Source organism: Hymenobacter edaphi, from assembly GCF_003258365.1.
Lineage (GTDB): Bacteria > Bacteroidota > Bacteroidia > Cytophagales > Hymenobacteraceae > Solirubrum > Solirubrum edaphi.
This window is the reverse complement of sequence record NZ_QHKM01000007.1, coordinates 248895-274664: the sequence shown is the minus strand read 5'-3', so window position 1 is coordinate 274664 and position 25770 is coordinate 248895. Positions and strand designations below refer to the sequence as shown.

Annotated in this window: 21 protein-coding genes and 1 pseudogene; 9 read left to right on the top strand and 13 right to left on the bottom strand. The window is 66.2% G+C overall.

The genetic code is table 11. From position 1 onward, the window contains the following. The first annotated feature begins 567 nt into the window (after positions 1 to 567). Positions 568 to 2046: an alpha/beta fold hydrolase gene (locus DLM85_RS19815; RefSeq protein ID WP_165822219.1), complete on the top strand. Its 1479-nt coding sequence runs from the start codon at positions 568 to 570 to the stop codon at positions 2044 to 2046. A 209-nt stretch (positions 2047 to 2255) separates the two neighbouring features. After that, positions 2256 to 3668, top strand: a complete 1413-nt coding sequence (locus tag DLM85_RS19810; protein ID WP_111479900.1) for an alpha/beta hydrolase family protein — start codon at positions 2256 to 2258, stop codon at positions 3666 to 3668. A 413-nt stretch (positions 3669 to 4081) separates the two neighbouring features. Here DLM85_RS19810 and DLM85_RS19805 read toward each other — a convergent pair whose 3' ends face one another. The 7 genes from DLM85_RS19805 to DLM85_RS19775 form a co-directional block, all read right to left on the bottom strand. Beyond that, positions 4082 to 6073: a DUF4974 domain-containing protein gene (locus tag DLM85_RS19805; RefSeq protein ID WP_111479899.1), complete on the bottom strand. Its 1992-nt coding sequence runs from the start codon at positions 6071 to 6073 to the stop codon at positions 4082 to 4084. A gap of 36 nt (positions 6074 to 6109) precedes the next feature. Next, positions 6110 to 7186: a FecR family protein gene (locus DLM85_RS19800; protein WP_111479898.1), complete on the bottom strand. Its 1077-nt coding sequence runs from the start codon at positions 7184 to 7186 to the stop codon at positions 6110 to 6112. A gap of 179 nt (positions 7187 to 7365) precedes the next feature. After that, a complete protein-coding gene (locus tag DLM85_RS19795; protein ID WP_111479897.1) occupies positions 7366 to 8193 on the bottom strand; it encodes a DUF4249 domain-containing protein in 828 nt (275 codons plus the stop codon). Next, positions 8190 to 8453 carry a hypothetical protein gene (locus tag DLM85_RS19790; protein WP_111479896.1) on the bottom strand — a complete coding sequence of 88 codons (264 nt, stop codon included), beginning with the start codon at positions 8451 to 8453 and terminating at the stop codon, positions 8190 to 8192. Before DLM85_RS19790 ends, DLM85_RS19795 begins: the two co-directional genes overlap by 4 nt. Continuing rightward, positions 8453 to 10822 carry a TonB-dependent receptor gene (locus DLM85_RS19785; protein WP_111479895.1) on the bottom strand — a complete coding sequence of 790 codons (2370 nt, stop codon included), beginning with the start codon at positions 10820 to 10822 and terminating at the stop codon, positions 8453 to 8455. The genes DLM85_RS19790 and DLM85_RS19785 overlap by 1 nt, the downstream gene beginning before the upstream one ends. A gap of 263 nt (positions 10823 to 11085) precedes the next feature. Continuing rightward, positions 11086 to 11820: a head GIN domain-containing protein gene (locus DLM85_RS19780; protein ID WP_111479894.1), complete on the bottom strand. Its 735-nt coding sequence runs from the start codon at positions 11818 to 11820 to the stop codon at positions 11086 to 11088. Between the two features lie 136 nt (positions 11821 to 11956). Further along, positions 11957 to 12688: a head GIN domain-containing protein gene (locus DLM85_RS19775; protein ID WP_111479893.1), complete on the bottom strand. Its 732-nt coding sequence runs from the start codon at positions 12686 to 12688 to the stop codon at positions 11957 to 11959. Positions 12689 to 12896: 208 nt separating this feature from the next. Here DLM85_RS19775 and DLM85_RS26095 point away from each other — a divergent pair. Further along, positions 12897 to 14117: pseudogene (locus DLM85_RS26095) on the top strand (S8 family peptidase). A 12-nt stretch (positions 14118 to 14129) separates the two neighbouring features. Here the strand turns inward: DLM85_RS26095 and DLM85_RS19765 are convergent. Both DLM85_RS19765 and DLM85_RS19760 read right to left on the bottom strand, forming a co-directional pair. Next, entirely contained in the window at positions 14130 to 14717 is a 588-nt protein-coding gene (locus DLM85_RS19765) for an RNA polymerase sigma-70 factor (RefSeq protein WP_111479892.1), read from the bottom strand. A 170-nt stretch (positions 14718 to 14887) separates the two neighbouring features. After that, on the bottom strand, positions 14888 to 16171 hold the full coding sequence (locus DLM85_RS19760; RefSeq protein ID WP_111479891.1) for an MFS transporter: 1284 nt from the start codon (positions 16169 to 16171) through the stop codon (positions 14888 to 14890). Positions 16172 to 16536: 365 nt separating this feature from the next. Between DLM85_RS19760 and DLM85_RS19755 the strand changes: the two genes are divergently transcribed. From DLM85_RS19755 to nth, 5 genes are all read left to right on the top strand, one after another. Beyond that, positions 16537 to 16956 (top strand): hypothetical protein, encoded by a 420-nt coding sequence (locus DLM85_RS19755; protein WP_111479890.1) that lies wholly within the window; start codon positions 16537 to 16539, stop codon positions 16954 to 16956. A gap of 74 nt (positions 16957 to 17030) precedes the next feature. After that, positions 17031 to 17567 carry a DUF6799 domain-containing protein gene (locus DLM85_RS19750; RefSeq protein ID WP_111479889.1) on the top strand — a complete coding sequence of 179 codons (537 nt, stop codon included), beginning with the start codon at positions 17031 to 17033 and terminating at the stop codon, positions 17565 to 17567. Positions 17568 to 17805: 238 nt separating this feature from the next. Beyond that, positions 17806 to 18441 (top strand): RNA polymerase sigma factor, encoded by a 636-nt coding sequence (locus tag DLM85_RS19745; protein WP_111479888.1) that lies wholly within the window; start codon positions 17806 to 17808, stop codon positions 18439 to 18441. Beyond that, on the top strand, positions 18419 to 18610 hold the full coding sequence (locus DLM85_RS19740; protein ID WP_111479887.1) for a hypothetical protein: 192 nt from the start codon (positions 18419 to 18421) through the stop codon (positions 18608 to 18610). The genes DLM85_RS19745 and DLM85_RS19740 overlap by 23 nt, the downstream gene beginning before the upstream one ends. Positions 18611 to 18703: 93 nt before the next feature. Beyond that, complete coding sequence (gene nth, locus DLM85_RS19735; RefSeq protein ID WP_111479886.1) at positions 18704 to 19378, top strand: endonuclease III; 675 nt, start codon at positions 18704 to 18706, stop codon at positions 19376 to 19378. Here the strand turns inward: nth and DLM85_RS19730 are convergent. Together DLM85_RS19730 and gldB are read right to left on the bottom strand one after the other, a co-directional pair. After that, positions 19375 to 20574, bottom strand: a complete 1200-nt coding sequence (locus DLM85_RS19730) for a glycosyltransferase family 4 protein (protein WP_111479885.1) — start codon at positions 20572 to 20574, stop codon at positions 19375 to 19377. The genes nth and DLM85_RS19730 overlap by 4 nt on opposite strands. 117 nt (positions 20575 to 20691) lie before the next feature. After that, the gene (gene gldB / locus DLM85_RS19725; protein ID WP_133257161.1) at positions 20692 to 21711 is read right to left on the bottom strand and encodes a gliding motility lipoprotein GldB; all 1020 of its coding nucleotides are present in this window, start codon (positions 21709 to 21711) and stop codon (positions 20692 to 20694) included. A 114-nt stretch (positions 21712 to 21825) separates the two neighbouring features. Here gldB and DLM85_RS19720 point away from each other — a divergent pair, with 114 nt between their 5' ends. Next, positions 21826 to 22503 (top strand): porin family protein, encoded by a 678-nt coding sequence (locus DLM85_RS19720; RefSeq protein ID WP_111479883.1) that lies wholly within the window; start codon positions 21826 to 21828, stop codon positions 22501 to 22503. Between the two features lie 226 nt (positions 22504 to 22729). Here the strand turns inward: DLM85_RS19720 and DLM85_RS19715 are convergent, their stop codons facing one another. Then, on the bottom strand, positions 22730 to 24337 hold the full coding sequence (locus DLM85_RS19715) for an Rne/Rng family ribonuclease (protein ID WP_111479882.1): 1608 nt from the start codon (positions 24335 to 24337) through the stop codon (positions 22730 to 22732). A 484-nt stretch (positions 24338 to 24821) separates the two neighbouring features. Further along, a complete protein-coding gene (locus DLM85_RS19710; protein WP_243636061.1) occupies positions 24822 to 25733 on the bottom strand; it encodes a tetratricopeptide repeat protein in 912 nt (303 codons plus the stop codon). Between the last annotated feature and the right edge of the window lie 37 nt (positions 25734 to 25770).

Genomic DNA, 25770 nt, shown 5'->3' with positions numbered 1-25770 from the left:
TGCCACTGCGAGTCAGTGAGGGGTTGATAGCCGTCAACCATAATGCGACCGAGAGCCTAGGAACTCCCGGCGCAACTTACTGGCTCGTTTTCTTTTACCCCAACAGCAATTCCCCAACACGCTCTTACAGCCGCTTCTGCACGCCCAACCAACCCGTCGCCTCACCCAAAACCGGCTAAAGAACGACCGAAGCCGCCCCCGCCCCGCTTGAAGCAGCGGAATCATCTCTGGAAACAACTCTGGCTGCGCTGGCAAAAGCGTTGGGAGTACGGGGCCGCCCCGACGCCGGCGACCGTACCAGCGCCGCCGCGGGTATCGGTGGCGGGGTAGGCGCGGGCCGACGCTTGGTGGCGCCAAAGCCCCGGTTCCGCTGGCGCGGGGCCGGGGCTTTTTTGGGCCCAGGCGGCCCCGCGGGTGGGTTTCACCAACTTTCTGCGGGGAGGAGCGTAGGGGCATGGCCGACATTGCTTAATTTTGGTATTTTGCCGGAATAAGGCTCCGTAATTCTTCCACCGCGTCGGTTTCTTTTTTCACTTTATGAGGATTTTTTTACGTCATTTCCAGCTCTTGCTGCTGTTGTTAGTGGTTGTCGTGTGCGCTACGGCCGGGCCCAAGCCCGGGGCCGCCGCGTCGCCCCTGGGCGGACAGTGGCGCGGTTCGCTGAAGGTGCCTAGCGGCAGCTGGGAAATGGTCGTTACCATCGTACCGCTCAGCAACGGCACCCTCTACGCCACCCTCGACGTGCCCAAGCAGAAAATCAGCCGCATGCCGGTCAAGATAGAGCTGAAGGGCAGCGACGTGAGCATGCGCATCGAAGAAGCCGCCAGCAAGTTTGTGGGCAAGCTGGCCACCGACGGCAAGCGCATCAGCGGGACCTGGACGCAGCCGGCCCTGACGGGGCCGTTGGTGCTGGAGCGCACCACCGGCTCGGTCATCAACGCGGCCACCTTCAAGCCGGCCCTGCCCTACCGCGAGGAAGAAGTGGTGGTGCCCAATAAAGTGGCCAAGCTGCGCCTGACCGGCACGCTCACCATGCCCCAGGGCAAGGGCCCCTTCCCGGCCGTGGTGCTGATTTCGGACTCGGGCCCGCAGGACCGCAACGTGGTGGTGGACAACTACCGCATGTTCCACATCCTGGCCGACTACCTCACCCGCCGCGGCGTGGCCGTGCTCCGCTACGACGACCGCGGCGTGGGCCGCTCCACCGGCAGCTACCAGCAGGCCACCACGGCCGACCTGGTGTCGGACGCGCAGGCAGCCATGGGTTTTCTGCGGGCGCACTACAAGGTCAACAAAGCCCAGGTGGGCATGGTGGGCCACGGCGAAGGCGCCAACGTGGCCCTGCTGGCCGCCGCCGACCGGAATGCCCCCGACTACGTGATATCCCTGGCCGGGTACGGGCTGTCGGGGCCGGAGGTGCTGAAGCGGCAGCAGGTGGAAATCATGCGCCTGATCGGGGCCAACACCCAGCAGGTCACGTCGGCCCTGCAGCTGCACGAGCAAATGCTCGGCATCATTCGCCAGACGCCCAACAACGACCTGGCCCGCGCCAAGGTGGCGGCCATGCTGCGCATGTCCAACGCCGACATCGACTTCACGATGGTGCAGGCCCGCGCCCACCAGCTCACCTCGCCCTGGTACCGCTTCTTTATCGACTTCGACCCGCAGGCCAAGCTGGGCCAGGTGAAGTGCCCGGTGCTGGCCCTCAACGGCGCCGCCGACCTGCTGGTGGCCGCCAACAAAAACCTGCCGACGCTCCAGAAAGGCCTCAAGGCCAGCGGCAACCGCCGGGTAGAAACCCACAAGCTCACCGGCGTCAACCACTGGTTCCAGTCCTCCGCCACCGACTGGCCGCTGGTCAACGGGCAGGTGCAGCCCACGTTTTCGCCCAAGGCCCTGGCCCTGATTCACGGGTGGGTGGCGCAACACAGCACTACGCTGCCCGCCGCGCCGGCGGCCCCGGCCCCGACGCTGGCCAAACCCAAGCTGAAAGCCCCGAAATCAACCGGGGGCGTTGCCACCCAGGAAAAACGAGCCGCCCGCTAGGCGGCTCGTTTGCATTTCGGGCGACCTGGCGTGCCCCGGCCGGCGCCGCCGGAACGCCGGCGGCGGGGCGGGTGTAGTACCACAGGCGGGGCGGGTGGCCAGTTCGACGAAATCGGGCGGCGCTGCAACCCGCGGTGGATAATTTCCCTCCGTCAGGTACCCCCGGCCGCCCCGGCCATCCGTCAGCCTACTTCCTCAAGCCTCCCCTTATGCTCCTTTCCCGCCTGCTCGCCTGCCTGGGCCTGTTGTTGCTGCTCAGCGGCCATCTTTCGGGCCGGGCCGCCGCCGCCCCGGCCCCGCACCTGACCGGCGACTGGCAAGGCAGCCTGAGCGCCGCCGGTACCGACATTCCGCTGGTGGTGCACCTGCAGCAGCAGCCCGACGGCCGCTACACCGGCACCCTCGACAGCCCCAAGCAGCAGGCCTACGGGCTGCCCATTGCCAGCATCACGGTGCGCGCCGACAGCGTGGTGATGCGCCTGACGGCCCCGGCCGCCGTGCTGGCCGGCCGCGTTTCCACCGACGGGCAGCAGATCAGCGCCACCTGGCAGCAGGGCGGCCGCTCGGCCCCGCTGACGCTGCGGCGCCAGGGGACGGCGGGCAGCGCGGCGCCGGCCGTCCGGCGCCCCCAGGAACCCAAGGCCCCGTTTCCGTACCGGGCCGAGGACGTGACCTTCGCCAACGCCGGGTCGGGCATCCGGCTGGCGGGCACCATCACAGTGCCCCCCGGCAACGGGCCGTTTCCGGCCGTGGTGCTCGTCACCGGCTCGGGTCCGCAGGACCGAGACGAAACCATCTTCGGCCACCGCCCTTTCCGCGTGCTGGCCGACTACCTCACCCGCCGCGGCTTCGTGGTGCTGCGCTACGACGACCGCGGCGTGGGCCAGTCGACGGGCGACCGGGCCAGCTACACCGCCGCCGACGGCGTGACCGACGCGCAGGCCGCCCTGGCCTGGCTGCGCCAGCGCCCCGACGTGCAGGCCGGCAAGGTGGGGTTGATCGGACACAGCGAAGGCGCCCTGATCGGGCTGCTGGCCGCCACTCAGGCCAATCCGCCGGCGTTTCTGGTGTCGCTGGCCGGGCCGGCCCTGCGCGGCGTGGAAATGATGGTGCGCCAAAACGAGGACCTGGGCCGGGCCGCCGGACTGCCCGCCGAGCAGCTGGCGGCCAACAAAACCCTGAACCAGCAGATCTACCTGACCATTCTGCAAACGCCCGACAACCAGCAGGCCCAGGCGCAGGTAACCAAGCTGCTGACCGAAATCGGCATGAACGCGGCCCAGGCCCGGCAGCAGGCCGCGGGGCTGACCACCGCGTGGTACCGCCAGCTGCTGGCCTTCAACCCCGAGCCGCTGCTGCCCCGGGTGAAATGCCCGGTACTGGCCCTGGGCGGCAGCAAGGACCTGCAGGTGGCGGCCGGCCCCAACCTGGCCGCCTGGGAAAAAGGCGTGCGGGCCGGCGGCAACCCGGACGTGACGGCGCAGGAGCTGCCCGGCCTCAACCACCTGTTTCAGACCGCTGCCACCGGCCTCACCGACGAATACGGCCGCCTCGAGGAAACCTTCGCCCCCAGCGCCCTGGCCGTCATCGGTGACTGGCTGGCCCGGCACGTGAAGAAGTAAACGCCACGGTATAAACGCCGCGCCCCGCTTCTGACCGGAAGCGGGGCGCGGCATTTTCGGGCCACTCCAGTTGGAAGCCGATTGAAATCAGCGCGGGTTTGGGATTTTAGGTGTTGCTCATGTTGAAGGCGGAGGACACCTTCAGCGAAATTCGAAACGCGCTTGTAGCGGTTTCGGGAACGGTGTAACGCGGGCTGAACCGAAGGTCGGCGTAGCCAAGCCCGCGCTGCATTTCGGCTACGCCGATGGGGAAACGGCTATAGCCTCCAAACCGGCAGCCCGCTGTGAAGACGCAACCTGCTCGGCGCTGAACGGTTGACACCCGCCCGATTGCCGCACGGCACGGACGGTGAAACGCCCCTATGCGTCTTCCCGGCTGGCCGGCGCCCGGAAAAAATAGCCTGGACCGCTGCTCAAAACCGCAGGCCCACGCTGTAGCCGTACCAGCCGAGCACGCGGGTGCGGGCGTTGCCGTCGTTCAGCCACAGCTTGCGTCCCTGGCTGAGGTTGGAATACACGCGGCCTTCGGCGGTATCGTAGCGCTGCGTGACGAGCACGCTGACGGTGGGGCCCGCCACCAGGCGGATGTGGCTGCCGGGCCTGAAGGGCGTGAGGCCCACCAGCAGGCGCAGCTGGTTGTGCAGGTTCAGGGCGCGGGTCAGGCCGCGCTGCTCCTCGTTGACGTGCAGCGCCACGGCGTCGAGGCTGAGGCTGAGGCGGCGCCGGGCCCACACGTCGGTGCCGAAGCCGTAGCCGGCCGCCCAGCGGCGCGGGCCGCGGCCGAAGCCGTCGTAGGCGCCGGTGAAGAAGGTGTAGAACGCCGCCGAGCCGCCCAGCTTCAGGCTGGCCGTGACGGGCCAGGTTTCGGAATGGGTGAGTTCGAGGCGGTGGTAGCCGTGCACCACGAAGTTGAAGGGCGCCAGGCTGACGCCCCGCACCGAGTCGGCGAAGTTGACCAGCCCGGCCAGCTGCACGCCGCGCACGGTACCGGCCACGTTGAACAGCCCCGCCGCCTGCAGCCCGTTGGTTTCCTTGGCCACGTTGAAGAGTCCGGCGGCCTGCCCGCCGCGCATTTCCGTCAGGGCCACGTTGAACACCCCGGCGGCCTGCACGGCCACGGGCGTGGCGGCCGGGGCGGCGTCGAGGCCCCCGCTGGCGCTGGTGCCCAGGGCGGCGGTGCTGGCCGTCAGCTCGGGCTCGGCGGGGCGCTTGCGCGGGCCGGCGTAGTTGAACAGGCCCGCCGTCTGGGCGCCGGCTACGGGCCGCGTGGCCAGGTTCAGCAGGCCCGCCGCCTGCCAGCCCCGGCCGGGCCCGCCGAGCACGTTGGCCAGCCCGGCGGCCTGAAAGCCGTCGAGGTGGCGGCCAACGACGTTGGCCAGACCCGCCACCTGCACGCCCGCTACCGTGTCGCGGTCCACGTTGACGAGGCCCGCCGCTTCGAATCCATCCACGCCCGCCGCGTAGCCACCCAGCACGTTGATGGACACGTGGTTGACCGTCTGCCCGCTGCGCAGGCCGTTGGAGCCGAGCGGCCCGAGCAGGGAAATCTGGGCGGGCTTGGTGAACGTCGGCCGGGCCGGCTCTTGGGGCGCTTCAGCCGCCGCAGAGTCAGCCGGCGCGCCGGCCGGGACGGGCACCGGTGGGGCAGCGGCCGTGGGCGTCCCAGGGGCTTGAGTGGCCGGCGTTGCGGCGGCCGGGCCGGTTGCTGCCGTCGGCTCGGCGGCGGGGCCGCCGGCGGACCGGCCCGCCGGCGTGTTGCCGGCAGCTGTTGCCGTCGACTTTGCCGTCGTCTGGCCGCCCGCGGCGGTGGCGGCGCCGCGGCCGGACGTGCTGCCCTTGGCGGCGGTGCCGGAAGCCGGTTTGGCCGGGGTTTTCTTCGCCGGCACGGCTGGCTTGGTTTTAACGGGCGCCGCGCCGGCCGGAGCAGGCCGGGCCGGTTCGGCGGCGGCGCGGGCTTCCGGCTCTTTGTCCGCCGCGGCGGCCGGGCTGTCGGGCGCTTTGTCGGTGCCGGCGCGGCTGACGGTGGTCGTCGTGGTGGCCGCGGGGGCGGCCGGGGCGGCTTTCGGCGCCGGGGCCCTGGGCGGGGCGGGGTGCAGCACCAGCTGGTCGCCCACCAGCTCGTAGCCGATGTTCTTGCCTTCCAGCACTTCGCTGAGCACGGCGCGCAGGGGTTGGTTCTGCACGTTGAGCGTGACGGGCTGGCGCAGGTTCAGGGCCGTGTTGCTGTAGGAGATGCGCACGCCGTACTGGCGCCGCAGCGTACGCAGCACCGATTCCAGCGGCGCCTGGTTGAAGGTCACCGTCACCCGGCGGTCCAGCACCGAGCCGGTGCGCACCTGAGCGGCGGCGGGCGCACCGGCCAGTGCGCACAGCACGGCGGCGGCCAGGCATATGCGGTTGCGCATAGCGGGCAGGGGAAAAATGGCGGGGAGAGGTATGAGTTACAGGCTGGGGCAGCCCGGTCCGTCGAGGGTGTAGCCGCCCTGGGCCGACTGCGTCACCGACAGGTTGGCCGAGAGACTGAGCACGCGCAGCACCTGCGGTAGCTCGGCCTGGTGGAAAGTGCCGGTGAAGCGGCAGTTGGCCAGCTCGGGGCGGCTCAGGGCCACCGGCGTGCCGTAGTAGCGCGTGAGCGTGCCGGCCACCTGGCCCAGCGGCTGGTTGTCGAACACCAGCTCGTCGTGCTGCCAGGCGCGGAAGTTCGGATCGGTGATGCGGCGCTGCACGGCCACGGCGGGCGCCGTGCGGCGAATGACGCCGCGCAGGCCGGGCGTGAGCAGCACCGAATCCTGCACGGTGAGTTTCTGGCGGTCGGGGGCGAAGGCCACGCGGCCCGTCACCACCGCCACTTCCACCGAGTCTTCGGTGGCGTAGGCGCGCACGTTGAAGGAAGTGCCGAGCACCCGGGTGCGGGTGTCGCCGGCCAGCACCGTGAAGGGGCGGCCGTGGTCTTTCCTCACCTCAAAAAAGGCCTCGCCGCGCAGCTGCACCACCCGGCTGGTCTGGTTGAAGTCGGCCGCGTAGCTCAGGGTGGAGTTCTTGTTCACCCACACCCGGCTGCCGTCGGGCAGGGTAGCCAGCTGGCGCCGGGGGCCGGCGGCCACGGTCACGGCCCGGGCGGCAGTTGTCCGCAGGAAAGTGCGGGCCACGGCCCAGAAGCCCACGAGCAGGAGCACGGCCGCCGCCACGCGCAGCCAGGGCCGAGCTGTTTGCCACATCGGCACCACCCGGCCCGGTTCGGCCGGGGCGGGCGGCGCGGGGGCCGTGCCGGCGGCTTGCAGGCCCGCGGCGACGCTGAAGCGCTGCCAGGCCGGGGCCACGTCGGCGTCGGTGAAGACCTCGGCCACGCGGCCGCCCCGCTCCCAGGCCCGGGTCGCGTCGGTGAGCAGGCGCAGGCGGCTGGGCGCGGCCGTGAGCCACTGGTGCAGCTGCGCCTGCTCCGCCGCCGATGCTTCGCCCGCGAGGTGCTTGGCCAGCAGCTCCCAGGGGGCATCGGTATCGGCGTGGAGGTGAAGCATGGTGGCGGTTGAGCGGTGAATTTGCGGAATTTCGGCGGATGTAGCGCAGTAGCCCGGGCTTTAGCCCGCGTCCGCCCGGACGATTGTCGCAGAACGACCGGCACCGAGCGGTTATGGACTACTATCCGATGAACGCGGGCGGAACCAAAGGTCGGCGCCGCCAAGCCCGCGCTACGGCCTTACTGGATGGTCAGGCGGGCCGAGCGCACGGCGGTGCCGGCGAAGTAGCCCACGGCTTTGGGACCGGCGGGGTCCACGTTCACCACGTTGGAGCGCACGTTGGCCGGCGGCGAGGAAAACAGGCCCACGTTGTTGATCTGGGTGAACATCTCGTTGAGGAAGTAATAGTAGTCCTGCGGCAGCGAGAGCAGCTGCACGCGCACGCTGTCGCCGGGCTGCAGCGGTTCGCTGTTCAGCTCGATGCCGCCGATGTAGCGGCCGTCCACGAGGGCGTCGTCGCGCACCACCAGGTCGTCGGGGTCGTTCTGCAGCTCGCCGTTGAGGAAGATCTTGAAGCGGTAGTAGTCGCCCGCGCCGGGCAGCTCCGGGCCGTTGTAGAAGGCGTAGATGCCGTTGTCCCAGCCGGGCTCGTTCTGCTTGTACTGCTGGCTGAGCCCGTCGATGCCGGGAATGCGCTTGATTTCGGTGGCGGCGCGGTAGTGCTGGCCCTCGGCCTTGATACTGAGCACGTAGTGCTGGCCGATTTTGCCCTGCAGCTGGCGGGTCTGGTACACGCCGGGGGCGGTTTCGCGCAGGGTTTCGGTGGTGCCGTCGTTGGCGCTGAGCACCAGCTCGGCCCCGCGCACGACGGGCGGCTCCTGGTCCTGGAAGTAGGGCCCAGTTTTGGTCAGCCGAATGGTGTAGGGCCCGGGCTGGTCGGTGATGTTGCCTTCGACGGCCAGCAGCGGCTCGGGCTCGGGCAGCTCCACGTCGACCACGTCGGTGCAGCTGCTGAGCAGGGCGAGACCGGCCGTGAGCAAGGTCAGGAAAAAGGGGAAGCGTTTCATAGCTCAGAAGGGCAGCGCAAGTCTTGGGAATATTCGATTTCGATGGTCAGCACGCGGCGGTCAGCGGCGGCATGCGAGACGCCAAAGCGCAGGCCCTCGGTCTGCAACCGGCCGCCGGCCTCGTAGAAAAGCGCCAGGCCGGCTTCCGTGGCGGCCACGTGCACGCGCGTCTCAATCGTGGGGTAGTAGGTTTCCATCGGGCGCAGGGCGGGGCCGGGCTTCGGCTTTACCGCGGGGCGCAGGGCAGCGGGGCGGGCCATCAGAAGTTGAAGTTGTAGGACACCGACGGAATGACCGAGCCGAACACGGCCAGGCGCACGGCCTCGGTTTTGCGCGGGTTGTCCTCGTTCTGGCGGAAGTAGATGCCGTAGGGGTTGCGGCGCGAGTAGGCGTTGTAGACCGAAAACACCCACTCGCTCTGCCAGCGCCGGTCGGGCCGGGGGCGGTTCTTCAGCGTGGCGCCGAGGTCGAGGCGGTGGTAGGCGGGCACGCGGTAGTTGTTGCGGGCGTCGCCGCTGACCACGGGCACCACCAGGCCCTCGTACACGAAGCGGCCGTTGGGGAAGGTGGTGGCCACGCCGGTGCCGTAGGCGAAGCTGGCCGAGGCCGTCAGCCGGGGCCCAAGCTGGTACATACCCACCACGTTGAGGCTGTGCGTCTTGTCGTACTTATTCGGGTACCACTGGTCCCGGTTGATGCCGTCGATCTGCCGCTCCGAGCGGCTCAGCGTGTAGCTCACCCAGCCCGAGAGCTTGCCCTGGCTTTTCTTGACGAAAAACTCGGCGCCGTAGGCCCGGCCCTGCCCGTAGAGCAGCTCGCCTTCCAGGTCCTTGTTGAGCAGGGTGTTGGCCCCGTTCACGTAGTCGACCTGGTTGTCCATGGTCTTGCCAAATACCTCCACCGAGGCCTCGTAGGCGTTGTCGTGGAAGTTGCGGAAGTAGCCCAGGGCCACCTGGTTGCCGCGCTCGGGCCGGATGTTGTTGGTGCTCGGGCTCCACACGTCCAGCGGCGAGGCGGCGGTGGTGTTCGAAATCAGGTGCACGTACTGGGCCGTGCGGGTGTAGCTGGCTTTCAGCGAGCTGTTCAGGTCCAGGGTGTAGCGCGCGGAGGCCCGGGGCTCCAGGTTGGCGTAGCGCTTGATCCGCTCCCCGTCCTGGTACGTGCGGGTGTTGACGGGCGTTTTGCGCTGGCCGGTTTCGCCCACGTAGTCGGAAATGGCGGTGCCCGAGCCCAGGAAGTCGTAGACCGACACGCGCAGGCCGTACTGCAGCTGCAGGCGCGGGCCCAGGGTTTGCTCGTTGTCGAGGTAGGCGGCGTACTCGCCGGCCTGCTGGTCGTCCACTTTCAGCCCCCGGAAGATGGACTCGGCGCTGAGCGCCTTCACCGTGGCCGGCTCGAAGTGGTAGCGCGTGCCGCTCACGCCGGCCGCCAGCGTGTTATTCGCGCCGAGCTGGTAGCTGAAGTCGGCCTTGCCGGTGTAGTTGCGGATTTTGGAGGTCCAGTCGAAGGCCTGGGTGCCGTTGGGCACGCCGAGGCCGTAGTCGTACTGGGCCACCACGGCCGAGGCCGAGCCGAACAGGCGGGGCGAGAACTGGTGCGTCCAGCGGGCCGAAGCGCCCATGTTGCCCCAGTCGTTTTTGAACACGTCGGCGAAGTTGAACACGTCGCGGCCGCGGTAGCCGGTCAGGGTCAGCTGGTCCTTGGCGCTGAAGCGGTGATTCACCTTCACGTTCAGGTCGTAGAAGTAGGCCTGGTTTTTCCGCTGCTCCGGAATAAGCTTCAGGAACAGGTCGCCGTAGGAGCGGCGGCCGGCCAGCGAAATGGAGGTGCGGTCCTTGATCAGCGGGGCTTCCACGGCGAGGCGCGAGGAAATCAGCCCCACGCCGCCGTTGACAGTCAGGCGCTCGGCCTGGCGCCCGTCGCGCATCTTCACGTCGAGCAGCGAGGAGAGGCGGCCGCCGTAGCGGGCCGGAATGGCGCCCTTGTAGAGCGTCATGTCCTGCACCGCGTCGGGGTTGAAGGCGGAGAAGAAGCCAAACAGGTGCGACACGTTGTAGACCGGCATTTCGTCCATCAGAATCAGGTTCTGGTCGATGCCGCCGCCGCGCACGTTGAAGCCCGAGGCGCCCTCCCCCACCGTCGTCACGCCCGGCAGCAGCTGAATGCTGCGCACCACGTCGACCTCGCCGAGCAGGGCCGGCATGAGCTTCACCGTCTTCATGTCGAGGCGGTTGACGCTCATTTCGGGCTTTTTCACGTTGTCTTCGGCCCGCAGGCCCGTCACCACCACTTCCCGGGTTTGCTGGCGCTGGGCGCCGAGCTTCACTGAGCGGGTCATATCCCCGGCGAGGGTGAGCGTGACCTGCTGGGGCTCGAAGCCCAGGATCTGGTAGGTGACAGTGTGGGTGCCCTTGGGCAGCACGAGGCGGTAGAAGCCGTTTTCGTCGGTGCTGGTGCCCTGGCCGAGGGCCTTGACGAAGACGCTGGCGCCCACGAGGGCTTCGCCGGTGGCCGCGTCGCGCAGGGTGCCGCTGAGGGCGGCCGGCGCGGCGGGCGCGGTTTGGCTCCAGGCGGGGCCGGCGGCCAGCAGCAAGCCGGCCGTCAGCGCCCAGGAGGTAGAGTTTTTCATGTTTGTTTTCAGAGCAGCCCGCTAGCGGCCGACGAGCAGAAACCGGCAGCCAGCGGACGGTGGTTGGAACAAGGAGCGGACGCGAGTCGGTGATGTGGTGAAATTGTGAAATGGTGAGTTTGACGAGCTGCTTGCCCGGTCCCGCGGTTTCCGCGGAGAGTGGCAGCAGCGGTGCATTTGGTTGTAGCAGACGCCTTTATCGAATCTTTACCTTATTCGGCCTCCTGAACATCAAACTCACCATTTCACTATTTCACCACTAGTTAGTTGCCCGTCAATACTTTACCCGAGCCGGAAATGCGGCTGGTGACGGTGGGCGTGCCGCGGTAGTACACGGTGCCCGAGCCGCTGATTTCGGCCGAAAGCGTGCGGGCGGCCCGCACGTAGGCCTTGCCCGAGCCCGAGATGCTGGCGTAGGTGTCCTGGGTGCTCAGGTCGTAGGCCGACACCTTGCCCGAGCCGGAGATGCTGATGTTGTTGGTGGCGGCCGTGCCGCGCAGCTTCACCTCGCCCGAGCCCGACACGGTGGCGCGCAGCCCGTCGACATTGGCCAGCTCCACATCGGCCTCGCCCGAGCCCGTCACGCCGACTTTCAGCGAGTTGGCCGCCCAGGGCGTGGCCGTGCGCAGCTTGCCCGAGCCGGACACCTCCACCTCCGAGAGGGAAGGCGCGGTGATGTAAACCTTTACGGGGCTGTGGCCCACCACGCGGGCGTGGCCGTACTCGATCTGCAGCTCGTCGCCGCTCAGCTCGGTTTCGAGCACGTCGAGGATGTTTTGCTGAGCCTCGATGTGCACCTCGCGCTGGGGCCCCTGGGTCAGGATTACTTCGGCGTCAATCTTGAGCTCCACGCGGCTGAAGCTGTTGACGGTGCGCTTCTGGGTTTCAGTGGGGCCCACGCCCCGCACCCGCGGGCCGAAGGCGTCGCCCTCGTGCGAGCAGGCGGTGGTGAGCAGCAGGGCCGGCAGCAGCAGGGCGGGCAGCAGGTTGGTTTTCATAGCTAGTTGGCTGGAGTTGAGTAATCGGTTTCGGGTTTCTGAGGGTATGATCCGCAAGGCGGCCGGCACCCCCACGCGGCCGGCAACTTTTTTTTTCGGAGCCCGGCTGGCCCCGGGCCGGGGCCGCCCGCGGTGTCTAGTTGGCGTCGACGACCCGGCCCGAGCCGGTGGTGCGCTGGCTCACGCTCGGCCGGCCCTTATAGTACACCGAGCCGGAGCCGGTCAGCTTCACGTCCAGGCGCTCGGCCACGCGCACGTAGCTGCGGCCCGAGCCGGTGGCCGTCAGGTCGCTGCTGCGGGTGCTGAGCTCGTAGGCCTGCAGCTCGCCCGAGCCGGTGAGGCGGGCCGTGTGGGCGGCCGCCGCGCCGCGCAGCGTCACCACGCCCGAGCCGGTAATGGCGGTGTGCAGGTCCTGCACCTGGCCCAGCACCAGTTCCACGCTGCCCGAGCCGGTGGCGTCCACGTCGAAGCGGCTGGCGTCCCAGGCCGCGGCGCTGCGGATGTGGCCGTTGGAGGAAAGGCGCACCGAGGTCAGCGCCGGCACCGTCACCAGCACCCGGATGGGCTCGTGGCTGCGCAGGTTGTAGCGGCCGGTTTCCACCCGCAGCTTGCCGCCGCTGGCGTCGGTTTCGAGGATGTCGAGGATGTTGCGCTGGCCTTCCACGCGCACTTCCTGCCGGGGGCCCTGGCTGATGACCAGTTCGGCGTCGGTGGCCACTTCCACGCGGCTGAAGCTGGCCAGGCTGCGGGTTTCGGCCACGCTGGGGCCTTCGCCGCGGATGGTGGGGTTGAGGCCGTTTTTGCCGCAGCCGCTGAGCAGCAGCGCGCCGGAGGCCGTCAGCAACGGCAGGAACAGGGAGGTTTTCATAGCAGGTCTGGAAAGGGTTGTCGGAACGGGTTTCTACTGCTAAGACCCGCAACCCCGCCCCTACCCCCACGCCGGCCTGAAAAAAATTACGGCCGCCGCTGCGCGCCCGGGGCAGAATCGGCTGCCGCGCCCGAATTCAGTGTCAGCACTGATTTGGATCGGACTGTGATTCAATACTTTGCTCGCCTAACCCACCTGCCTGTTCCCTATGAGCACTCCGAAGGAAAAAATGATTGTGCTGCGCGGCCGCCGCACCAGCACCAAAGACATCTTCCTGGGCCCGACGCTGGGCACCATGGACCCACTGATGGCGCCCATGCGAGGCGTGATGATGCCCGCCGCCGCGACCAGCGTCAATCTCTCGGTGCATATAGAGGAAGTCAAACGCTCGGAGCTTCCCAGGCTCACCCAGGAAGTGGATGTGCTGGTGGTAGCGCCGGCGGTACCGATGCGGCTGATCGAGCCGGTAGCCACGAAAGCGGCGCCCGCCGCGGCCCCCGCGGCCGCCTGGGGCATTGAGGCCGTAAAAGCCCATACCTCGCCATTTTCCGGCTCCGGCATTGTGGTGGCCGTGCTGGATACCGGCATCGAGGCGGGCCACCCGGCTTTCGACGGCGTAACCGTGGAACAAAAAGATTTTACGGGCGCGGGCAACGGGGACACGAATGGCCACGGCACCCACTGTGCCGGCACCATCTTCGGCCGAGCCGTGAACGGTACCCGCATTGGGGTAGCGCCGGGTATCCAACGGGCGCTGATCGGCAAAGTCCTCAGCAACAACGGCGGCGGCAGTGACCAGGTCGTGCAGGCCATTCAGTGGGCCACCGACCAGGGGGCGTGCATCATCTCCATGTCGCTGGGCATTGATTTCCCGGGCTTGCAGCAGCGCTACGTGGATTAGGGAATGCGGCCCGAAGCCGCCACTTCCCAGGCGCTGGAGGGCTACCGGGCCACGGTGCTGCTGTTTGAGAGGCTGGCGGAGCTGGTGGAAGTGCAGGCTATGTTTCGCCAGCCCTGCCTGCTCGTCGCCGCCTCCGGCAATGAGAGCCGCCGCCCGACCTACGAAATTTCCGTCAGCCCGCCCGCCGTGGCCAGCGGAATTGTGTCGGTGGCAGCCCTGGGCAGCAACGGCCCCACGCTGGATGTAGCCGACTTCTCCAACACCGGCGCCAACATTGCCGGCCCGGGGGTGGATATTCTCTCAGCCGGGCTCGGCGGAGGCCTGACGCTGATGAGTGGCACGAGCATGGCAACGCCCCACGTGGCGGGAGTGGCGGCGCTGTGGGCGCAGAAGTACCAGCAGATGGGGGTACTCACGCAAAAGATGTTCGGCGCCGGCGTGCTGGCCTCGGCTTCTTTGTCCGGGCTGCGGCACGGCATCGACCTATCGGACATTGGCGGCGGGCTCGTGCAGGCCCCGCAGCAGTAAGCAGCGCCGGCGCTAGAGCACCAGCAGCCAGGAGTGCAGCCCGGCCAGAAAGCCGCTGAGCTTGTCGCGCAGGATGCGCAGGGCCTTGCCCATCTGGTTTTCCACGGTTTTGGGGGCCACGTCCAGGGCTTCGGCAATCTGCTGGTAGCTCAGGCCCTCCTGCCGGCTCATCAAGAACACGGCCCGGCACTGCGGCGGCAGCGCCTGCAGCGCCACGGCCACCAGCTGCTCCGCGTCCTGGGCGTCGAGCTGCTCGGCGGTGGTGTCGCGGCCGGGTTCCTCGAGGTTGGCCTCCTCCCAGCCCACCTGCCGTTTGCGGCGCTCGGCGTGGCGCAGGGCCGCGTTCATGGCGGCGCGGTAGAGGTAGGCCTTGTAAGTGGTCGTGATGACGAGCGTCTCGCGGTTGTGCCAGATGCGCATGAACACGTCCTGGAGCAGGTCTTCAGCCACGGCGCGGTCCTGCACCACGCGGTAAATCACGTTGCCCAGCGGGCGGTAGTAGCTGCTGAACAGGGCCTGCATGAAGGCCTCCCCGTCGCCGGTGCGCTGCAGCTCCGCGAGGCGGACTTCGAGAGCATCAAGCGTGTCGACTTCGGGCATAGCAACGGGGATAACCAGCGCGGGGCCCCGGGCCGGGCCCGGGCCCCGCAAAGCTACGGAACATAGCGTTTCGGCTAGGCTTTATCGAAGGATGAATTGTATGTGATACGCCCTTCGCGGCAGCGCCCCACCCCCACCCGTGTATGTGATACGCCCCGCCGCGCCCGCCCCTACGCCGGAGCCTCCTCCTTCACGTCGTGCAGGCGGCGCAGGCGCGGGGCCAGCGCCGCCGTGATGCCCACCACCACGATGGTCATTGTGCCGCCGAATACCACCGAGCGCACCGTGCCCAGCAGCCGGGCCATGGCCCCCGATTCGAAGGCGCCCAGCTCATTGGAGGAGCCGATAAAGATGTTGTTGACGGCCGACACGCGCCCCTTCATGTGCTCGGGCGTGAAGGTGTGGATGAGCGTGGAGCGCACAATCACCGACACCGAGTCGAACACCCCGGTCATGAACAGCAGAAACAGCGACAGCACGAAGTTGGTGGACAGGGCAAACAGGATGGTGGCCAGCCCGAAGCCCGCCACGGCCCACAGCAGCTTGCGCCCCACGTAGGTTTTGAGCGGGAAGTACGTCAGGGCCACCGCCATCAGCACCGAGCCCACCGCCGGGGCCGCCTCCAGGTGGCCGAGGCCCGCCGCCCCGACTTTCAGAATGTCCACCGCAAACACCGGCAGCAGCGCCACGGCCCCGCCGAAGAGCACCGCAAACATGTCCAGCGCCAGCGCCGACAGCACCAGCTGATTGCTGAAAATAAACCGCAGCCCGCTCAGAATGCTCTCCTTCAGCGGCAGCCGCTCCCCCACGATTGCGGGCAGCGGCCGCCCCGCAATGCTGACAAACTGCAGCAGGGCCAGCAGCAGCAGCCCCACGGCCACCCCGTAGGAAGGCGCCACGTCGATGTAGTGCACCAGGTAGCCGCCAATAGCCGGCCCCAGCACCGCCGAGGCCTGGTACGTGGTGCTGTTCCAGGTAATGGCGTTGGCCAGCCGCTCCCGGTCGGGCAGCAGCTGGGGCATAAAGGAAAACAGCGCCGGGCCCAGAAAGCCCCGCGCAATGCCGCTGACGAAAATAACCCCGTACAGCGGCAGGGTATAGAGCCGGTCTTTGGCCAGCACCGGCAGCCCCCACGGCGAGGCCAGCCCCCACAGGGCCACCGCGCACAGCAGCAGCACCGCCACCGCCGCCACGATGATGTTCTTGCGGCGCACCGTGTCGGCCACGTGCCCCGCGTAGAGCGACACCCCGATGCTGGGCACCGCCTCGGCCAGCCCGATAAAGCCCAGGGCCAGCGGGTCGTTGGTCAGGTGCAGAATCTGCCAGCTTACTACCAGCCCCTGGATGCGCGTGGCCACCACAAAGCACACCCGGGCCATAATCAGGCGGCGAAACTCGGGCAGGCGCAGGGCGGCGTAGGGGTCGTGGCGGGGGGTGGCGTCGGCAATACTCATAGGAAGCCTCAAACGGAAAGCGGCGGCAAAGGTAGCCCGCCCCGTAACAGTGGCATTAATCCTGCCCGAACCCGGCCATTGGGTTTGGAAAAGGGCTTCGATTTTTGTACCATTGTTAGACAACGCCCCGGCGCGGCATCCCGCCTGATGCCCCCTCCTGCGGCTCCACCGGCCCGGCTTTTCAGCGCTCCGTTTTCGCCTATTGCCGGCGGCCCGCCCCGGCCGCCCCGCTCATCCGGTGCCGAGGCACCACCCGTTGGCTTGCTTTTCCCGTTGGCGGCTCGCGCAGACTGCTCTGCGCAGGGCGCTTTTCCATTGTCTGGCTGCGCCCCCACCGGCGCGGTGCTTCTCATTTCCCGCGTCCTATGAGCACCGCCCCCACTGATTTCATCGACCTTTCCTTCCGCACCGACCTGGGCCTGCTGTTCAGCCGCTGGCTGCGCAGCACCTCCGATGCCGAAGTACGCCTGGGCTACGAAGCTGCCCTGGCCGTGGCCGCCCCGTACGGCGCCCGGTACTGGCTGCTGGATATGCGCCGTCGTGGCCCGGCCAGCCTGGCTGCCACCCGTTGGGTTATCGAAACCTTCCTGCCCCGCCTGGCCGAGTACTTTCCCCAGCGCGTTTACCTGGCCTATCTGCTCTCCCCCTCGCACCTGACGGACTTCGTGCCCGCGGGTCGGCCGGCCCTGCTCAATTGCTACGAAGTGGCCCTGTTCTCCGACGAGGCCGCCGCTCTGCACTGGCTGGAGCATTGCCGCCACGCCGAAGCCGCCCCAGTCCTCTGAGCAACAGCGGCCGCCCGGCCTGCGTACGGGCTAGCAGAGCGCGCGGCGCCCACACCCCGCCGCGCCCCGCCCCCATGCCCCGACTGCTGCTGACTGCCCTGCTGAGTTGCCTAACCCTGCTGGCCCTCGCCCAACAGCCCGTTTACAGCCTGAAAGACGGCGCCTTCCGCGAAAACGGGGTGGTCATGAAGCTGCAGGCCGGGCAGGCCTTTCGCCTCGAAGGCCCGCTGACGCTCAACGACGGCTCCGTTATCAATCCCTCGGGCATACTGGTGAAGAAAGACGGCACCCGCCAGCTGCTGCCCAACGGCCAGGCCGTCAACATGCAGGGCGTGGTGGTGAATCTGCGCGACGACATGCAGTCGGCCCAGAGCATCGAGCAGCGCAACCGCGCCGTGGCCGGCGGCCGGGGCGAAGCGCAGATTACCGGCCTGCCCGCCAACCCTGTTTCGGCCGCCACCGTGCAGCAGCTGCAGGTCCTGGAGCGCCGCGTGGCCCTGCTCCAGCAGCTCACCGACCGCCTCGCCGACCGCACCGCGCAGGCCGTGGGCACTGCCCCCGGCGGCGCCGCCCTCGACGAGCAACTGCGTAGCCTCGGCAGCCCGCGTTAAACTGCGTAGGGCGCGATTTTTGCTGATACCCAGCCCGCTGCCGCAGCGGGCTTTTTTTATGTCCGTCGGAAGCTCTAAAAAAATATTGTCGTGAACTGGGCAGTACCCGTTGCATCCGATGTAACAGAATTATACATTTGGTCACTGCGATAATTCATTCGCCCTTCACTTCCCGATTTTTCACGGCAACCTGCACAATATGGCCTAAAGCTCTACGTTCCCCTAACCGTAGCCCTTTATGGAAACCATGCAGCCGAGCGACTCCGCGTTGATATCGCTCTACATTGCCGGCAAGGAAGAAGCCTTCGCCCTGTTGCTCGCCCGCCATAAGCGCCGGGTCTTCACCACGATCATGCTGATTGTGAAAGACCCCGTTGTGGCCGAAGACCTGCTGCAGGATGCGTTCATCAAGGCAGTTCACACGATGAAAAGTGGCCGGTACAATGAAGAGGGGAAATTCTCGTCGTGGATCTGCCGCATTGCCCACAACTTAGCCATCGACTTTTTCCGGCGCCAGAAGCGCAACCCCCAGCTTAACCTCGACGCCACCGGCCACGCGTTCAACTCGTTGTCGTTGTCGGAAGAAAGCGTGGATCATACTCTCTCGCGGGAGGAAACCCACGCGCGCCTTCGGGAGTTAATACAGGAGTTGCCGGCCGCGCAAAAGGAAGTGCTCATCATGCGTCACTACGGCGACATGAGCTTCCAGGAAATTGCCGACGCGACGGGGGTGAGCATCAACACGGCGCTGGGCCGTATGCGCTACGCGCTCATCAACCTGCGGAAGAAAATGGCCGCCCAACCTGTTTTCTATGATCAAAACCTTTACCCACGAGACCCTGCTCCGGTATGTGTACAACGAATTGCCGGCTAAGGAGAATCACAGCGTAGAACAGGCCCTGCTGCACGACGCCGACCTGGCCGCCCGTTGCGCCGACCTGCTGGAAGCCCAACGCTACCTCGACGCACTGCAGCCCGGCCCCTCCGACCGGGCCGTGCAAAACATCCTGCAATACTCCCGCACCTTCCTGCGGGCGGAGTAAGTGGTGATTTAGCGAAATGGTGATTTAGTGAGTTGGCGAACTTGTAGCTTTGGCTGCGGGTTTCGCTAAGTCACTAAATCACCATTTCCCTTTATGCGCCTGGCCGAACGGTTTCGCCGCTTTCTGGCGTACTTCACCGAGAACTTTCCCGCCCCCGAAACCGAGCTGCACTACGGCAGCCCGTACGAGCTGCTGGTGGCCGTGGTGCTCAGCGCACAGTGCACCGACAAGCGGGTGAACCTGGTCACGCCCAAGCTGTTCGAGCAGTTCCCGACGGCCGAGCGGCTGGCCGCGGCGTCGGCGGAAGACATCTTCCCGTTTATCCGCAGCGTGTCGTACCCGAACAACAAAGCCAAGCACCTGGCCGGGCTGGGCCGCATGCTGGTGGAAAAATTTGGCGGGGAAGTGCCCGACCGGCTCGAAGACCTGCAGCTGCTGCCCGGTGTGGGGCGCAAGACGGCCAACGTCATCGTGTCGGTTATCTACAACCAGCCCGCCATGGCCGTGGATACGCACGTGTTTCGGGTGGCGCACCGGCTCGGTCTGGTTCCGCGCTCGGCCACCACGCCGCTGGCCGTGGAAAAGGGACTGGTCAAGCACATTCCCGAGGCACTGATTCCGAAGGCCCACCACTGGCTGATTCTGCACGGCCGCTACATCTGCGTGGCGCGCAGCCCCAAGTGCCTGCAGTGCCCGCTGACGGATATTTGCAACTACTATAACAAATCAGTGAAGCCGGATTTGGAGCCGGTGGTGGCACCGGTTTAGCCGGCGGCCTGCTCCAGAATCAGCTGCATCCGCGCCGCCAGCTGCTGCCGGTCGAATAACTGCCGGGCCACGGCCTGCCCGCGCTGCCCGGCGGCCCGGGTTTCGGCCGGGTTGCTCAGCACGGTGGCTACCTGCTCCGCCAGCGGCTGGGGCTGCTCGGCGGGCACGTACCAGCCGCAGCGGTGCTCCTGCACAAAATCTTTCGTCCAGCCCGGGTTGGTCACCACCACCGGCGTGCCCACGGCGAGGCTGTCGTAGAACTTGGCCGGGGAGTTCGTATCGAGCACCGGCTTGTTGATGAACGACACCACGGATACATCGGCGGCGGCCAGCCAGGTGAACACGGCGTGGCGCGGCTGGGGCGGCACCAGCCGGATGGCCGGGCAGCGCGTGGCCGCTTCGCGCAGCAGCGGCTCGTCGTAGCCGTGGCCCATGAACAGCCAGACTACTTCGGGCCGCTGGCGGTACAGCATTTCAGCGGCCCGCACCAGCGTCGGAATGTCGTTGGCCCGGCCGAAGGTGCCGGCGTAGAGCACCACCGGCCGGCCTTGCAGCCCGTGTTCCTGGCGCAGCGCGGCCACGGCATCCGGCGTGGCGCGGGCGGCCTGGTCGAGGTCGGTGCCGTTGAGAATGGTGCTGATTTTGGCCTCGGCAAAACCCAGCTGGCGTACGTAATCCGTCATGCCCGGCGAGAGGGTGACGATGTGCCGGGCCTGCTCGTAGAGCCGCCGTTCGGCGGCGTAGAGCTGTTGCTGGGCCAGGCGGTTGCGCACCACCCCCATTTCGATGGGAAACGTCGGCCATAAGTCCTGCACCTCAAACACCCACGGCACCCGCCGCTGCCGCGCCACCTGCCCCGCCACCCAGGCGGCCGACAGCGGTGTGCTGATGCCCCAGATAACGTCGGGCTTCGGGATGCGCAGCCCCTGGCGCCAGGCGTAGCCCATATACTTCACGAAGGCCCAGCCCCGCGCGGCCACGCCCATGCGGTTGTGATAGGGAATGTCGGCGGCCAGCATCTGCACGCCCTCGGGCAGCCAGGGATACTGCCGGGTCAGCCGCTGCCGCTCCCAGGTGTTGGTCGTAATCAGCGTGACCTCGTGCCGGCGGGCAATGTGCTGCAGCAGCGTGTAGTGCCTGCTGGTGGCCGGACAGTCGGGGTTGGTGTGGTACTGGCTGAAAACGGCAATGCGCACGGGCAGTGAAATGGGGAGGTGGTGAACGGGTGAGTTTGGTGTTAGGGAGGCTACAGCACAGCCGCACAGACTGCGCAAGCAGAACGTCACTCACCCGTTCATCACCTCACTGTTTCACTACTTCCGGGGGCGGTAGTGGGAGTCGCTCAGGATGCGCTGGGCGTCTTTGGTGGCCATAAGCTGAGCCAGAGTCACCTTGGGGTTGTCGGCCATGTACTTGCGCACGATCTGCCAACCCACCCACTGGCCCACCCGTCCGGGGCAGGTTTTATCGATTTCGGGCACGTTGGGCCGCTCGCCCACGTACTTCTGAATCAGGAAGGGGTTGGTATCGTACAGCAGGTTCTTCTGCAGGAAGTGCCCCCAGATTTTGGCCTCGTTGAAGTGCACGTTCTCCAGGTCCTTGGCCGAAAAGCCAATCAGCAGCGAATCGGCGGCGCAGGGCAGCACTTTCTCGGCGAAGTAGAGGGCCTTGCCATTTTGAATCATCTCGGCCAGCGTGGTAGTACTGGTCAGCGTCCGCTTGTTGTACTTGCTCGATACGGCCAGGGCCACCGTCGGCAGCACGTACTCGGGGCGGTAGCGGCGCTGGATGTAGGCCGGTACGTTGGGCAGGTACACCGCCGTGGGCCCCACGAAGAAATCGGTACTGATAACCAGCAGACTATCGTTGACGAAGATGTCCTGGCTCAGGCCGCTGACGAAGGTTTTGGCCTGTGGCACCCGGAAATCGGGGAAATAGTAGCGCACGTACTGAAACATGCGCTGCAGATTGCCCTGCCACTGCTCGGTGTCGCGAAAGGTGCTGTCGGCCTGCTGGCTGAGCTTCTGCAGGCCGGGGTTGGTGGCCAGCTTCACCAGCGTCTGCTGCAGAATTTCGTCCGAAGGATACTTGGGACGCTGCAGGAAGTAGCGGGCAAACAGCGGCTCCCGGTCCATGAACTGCTTGGCGTCGGCGGGGGTGCGAATCTGGAAGAAGGGCTTCTCCAGGCGCTGCAACTGCACGGGCGCCTGCACGGCGGCCACGTCGGCGGGCATTTCGCAGGACTTCTCGTCGCGGCTGCAGGCAGTTTGCAGCAGCAGCAGGGTTGCCAAAGCCGGCAGGCTCAGCCAGGAAGGCAAACGCGGGAAACGCATGGTTGGTCGCAAGGGGCGTCTATATTTAGGGCGAAATTAGCCAAAACGCCGGCCCGCCCGTATCCGGCCTGGCATCAGCAACGCACGGCGTGGCCTAAGCGTGTCATCTTCCCTATGAAAAAAGCCCTACTCGCGCTGGTCCTGCTCACGGGCGGCGCCGCCACCACGGCCTCGGCCCAGGTTGAAATCGGTTTGAAAGTGTCGCCCAGCGTCAGCAGCCTGGCCGCTACCTCACCTCCAGCATACAACTTCGACAAGGATGGCAGCCTGGCCAGCATCGGCGGCGGCCTGGTGGTCGACTACTTTTTCGGCCAGAACTACGCCTTCAGCACCGGCCTGCAGCTGACCAGCAAGGGCGGTACTTTCACTTACAACGAACCGGCTATTACGGGCAGCCCGCTGCTCAAGCAGAAAGTGCGCCTGCAATACGTGGAAGTACCCGTGACGGTGAAGCTTTTCACCAATGAGGTAGCTACCGACGTGAAGCTGTACTTCCAGGTCGGCGGCGTGGTCAGCGGCCTCACCGGCGGCCGCATCAACGGCGACAAATACTTCACGGACTTCAATGCCGAGACAAAACGCTCCCGCAGCCACTTCCTGTTCGCCGATTTCGGCCTGCTGGGCGGCACCGGCGTCGAGTACCAGCTTGGGCAGAGCACCAAGGTATTCGCCGGCGTGTCGTACCACCACGGCCTGCTCAACGTCGACCGGTTTTTCGACAACACGCGCAAATACAACGACGTGAGCATCAAAAACCGCGAAATTGCCCTCGACCTTGGCCTGAAGTTCTAGGTATTTATTTGGCAGGGTCATCCTGAGCGTAGCGAAGCACCTGCCCCCGCTGAACGATGGTCGTAACAACGACTCGTTCAAGCGGGGGCAGGTGCTTCGCTGCGCTCAGGATGACGAACAAGCGGACGACGCTTCCCGGCCCCAGAACCGACGACGCCCCCACCGTTCCAGCAGCGTGAACGGTGGGGGCGTCGTCGGTTTGTAATCAGCTTATGAAACGGCCGGCTTAGTCGTCCGATTCGTCGTCGCGGTCCTGCAGGCTGTTGATTTCGGCCGCCCGGCTGTGCAGCTCGATTTCTTCGCCCCGCTCGTCGTGGATGCGGTAGTCGGTGAGGCCCAAGGAAGTATCCTTCACCACTTTCACCCACTTGTAGTACTTCATGTACCACTTCATCTGCTTGCTTACCAGCCCTTTGGTGTAGTACGCGTGCAGGAAGGGGTGCACGTACAAGGTCAGGCCCGCGTGGTTCTGGTTCACCAGCAGCTCGTCGATGCTGAAGTCGATTTCGTCGGTGACCAGGATGGAGGCCGTAATCTTGCCGGTGCCGCCGCAGGTGGGGCACACCTCGGTGGTAATGATGTTCTGCTCGGGCCGCACGCGCTGCCGCGTGATTTGCAGGAGGCCGAACTTGGTAATCGGCAGGATGGTGAACTTGGCCCGGTCGCGGGCCATGATCTGCTGCACCGTGTCCTCCACCTTCTTCCGACTGTCGCCGGAGCGCATGTCGATAAAGTCGACGACCACGATGCCGCCCATGTCGCGCAGCCGCAGCTGCCGCGCCACTTCCTTGGCCGCCGCCAGGTTGACCATCAGCGCGGTGGCTTCCTGGTCGCTCTGCTGGTTGCTCTTGTTGCCGGAGTTGACGTCGATGACGTGCAAGGCTTCGGTGTGCTCGATGACGAGGTAGCCGCCGCCGGGCACGGTCACGGTTTTGCCGAAGAGGGTTTTGAGCTGCTTTTCAATGTCGAACTGCTCAAACACCTTCGTTTTGCCGGTGTACAGCTTCAGCAGATCCAGCCGGTCGGGTGCAATCTGCTGCAGGTACTGGCGCAGCTCATCGTACATGGGCTGCGAGTCGACGTGGATGGCGTCGAACGAGTCGCTGAGCATGTCGCGCAGCATGGAAGAGGTGCGGCCCAGCTCGCCCAGCACCTTGTCGTTCGGCTTGGCCGTGCGCAGGTTCTGGTAGAGCTGCTCCCACATGCTGACCATATTGGTCATGTCGCGGTCCAGCTCGGCCACGTCGCGGCCCTCGGCCACGGTGCGGATAATCACGCCGAAGCCGTCGGGCTTGATCGACGCAATCAGGCGCTTGAGCCGTTCCCGCTCGTTGCGGCTCACGATTTTCTTCGACACCGAAATGGTATCGGAGAAGGGAATGAGCACGAGGTAGCGGCCGGCCATCGACAGGTCGGAGGACAGGCGCGGCCCTTTGGTCGAAATTGGCTCCTTGACAATCTGAACCAGCAGTTGCTGGCCCTTCTTGACGATGTCGGCCATCTTACCGACTTTCTCAAGCGCCGCGTCGCGCGGGAAGCCCTTCAGGTGCGCCACCGGCGCCTTGCCGCCGTGGACGAGGCGCGTCCACTTGGCCAGGGTCTGGAATTGCTCGCCCAGGTCGCCGTAATGCAGAAAGGCGTCCTTCTGATACCCGATATCAATAAACGCGGCGTTCAGGCCGGGCATGACTTTCTTGACGGTGCCAAGGAAGATGTCGCCTACCGCGTAGTTGGTGTCGTTGCGGTCGAAGTGATACTCGATCAGCCGCTTGTCCTGAAGCAGGGCAATCCGCTCGCCTTCCTGAGTCGAATTAATGATTAACTCGTTACTCAATGGAGTTCGGGGTTAGCCGGCTGTCCGGACGCAGATTCTTGTTAGTCAATACCTTCTGCCTCGCATAAGCCAAGAAGGGAAGCCAGCGCCGAGGCACCAGCTTCCCCCTTTTCTGTTCCACGGGGAGAACGTAACCACAAAGCCACGCCCGGGAGTCGGCGGGGTGAAACATAGGGCGCGCGGTGGCTCATAGCCAGCCGGTTAGCGCCCAGCAAACCCCCGCGGGCTTACTTCTTCTTGTGACGGTTTTTGCGCAGACGCTTCTTCCGCTTGTGGGTGGCAATCTTGTGGCGCTTTCTCTTTTTACCGCAGGGCATGAGTGTGAAATGGTTAAGGGTTGGGTTGATTGATTTTCCAGGTACCCAGCGCGTCATGCTGAGCTTGGCGAAGCATCTCTACCGCTTCGTCCGATAGCATATTGCTATCCGACCTCAGCACGCGAGATTCCTCGGCTACGCTCGGAATGACGTTCTGATGTTGTACCTCATTGAAGCTTTTTGAGTTCTTCGTTTACGGAGGTCAGCAAACCAGGATCCGCGCTGAGACTTTTGGTCTTCAGGAAGGCCTGCTTTGCCTGCTCTTTCTTGCCGTCCTGCGCCAAGGCGACACCCAAGTAGAACTGGCCGTTCACGTTCTTGGGATTCACCTTCACCAACTCCTGAAAACGCTCCACCGCCTTATCGGCCTGATTGCTTTGCAGCGCCAGGATGCCCAGGTTGTAGAGGGCCTTTTCATTTTTGGGGTCGGCGGCCAGCACCTCGCGCAGCATCATGATGCCGGACACGGGGTTGTCGCTGGCCATCAGGGCCATGCCCATGTTGGTTTTGGCGTCCAGGTTCTGCGGGTTCTGCTTGAGTACTTTCTCATACAGCTCCCGCGTCTTGGCGCTCAGCAGTTTGGCGCGCTCCTCGGTAGCCGCGAAGCTGTACGCCTCGAAGTACTGATCGGCGGCGCGCTTCCACGCCTGCTCCCCGGGCTTGGCAATAGCCACCTGCTCGTAGTAGTAGCCGGCGCTGTCGAAACGCTGCACCTTCTGGTACTGCGCCGCCAGGTCGTTGGCCACGCGCAGCTTGCCGACGCCCTCGGCCGTCTGGTAGCGGGCTGCCAGCGTGCTGAGTTCCTTGCGCTGCTCGGCCGAGGCCATGGTGTGCGGCTGCTCCGGCGTAGTGCCGGCGCTGGCCGAAACCGGGCCCGACGAAGCTTCGGCTTTGGAGCCGCTGGTAGCGGGTCCGCCGCCGTCGCGGGTGGCGGTGGCAGCGGCGTCGCGGGCGGCTTCGCCCTTGCCTTCTTTCGGTTTCATCACCCCTTTCGGCAGCAAAAACAGCCCGACCACCACGGCGGCGGCAAGGATGAGAATGAACAGTTGGGGGGATGCGACGGAGCGGCTGACAGCCATACGTGGAAGAAAAAGGCTGCCGCCGGGCTGCTGCTTT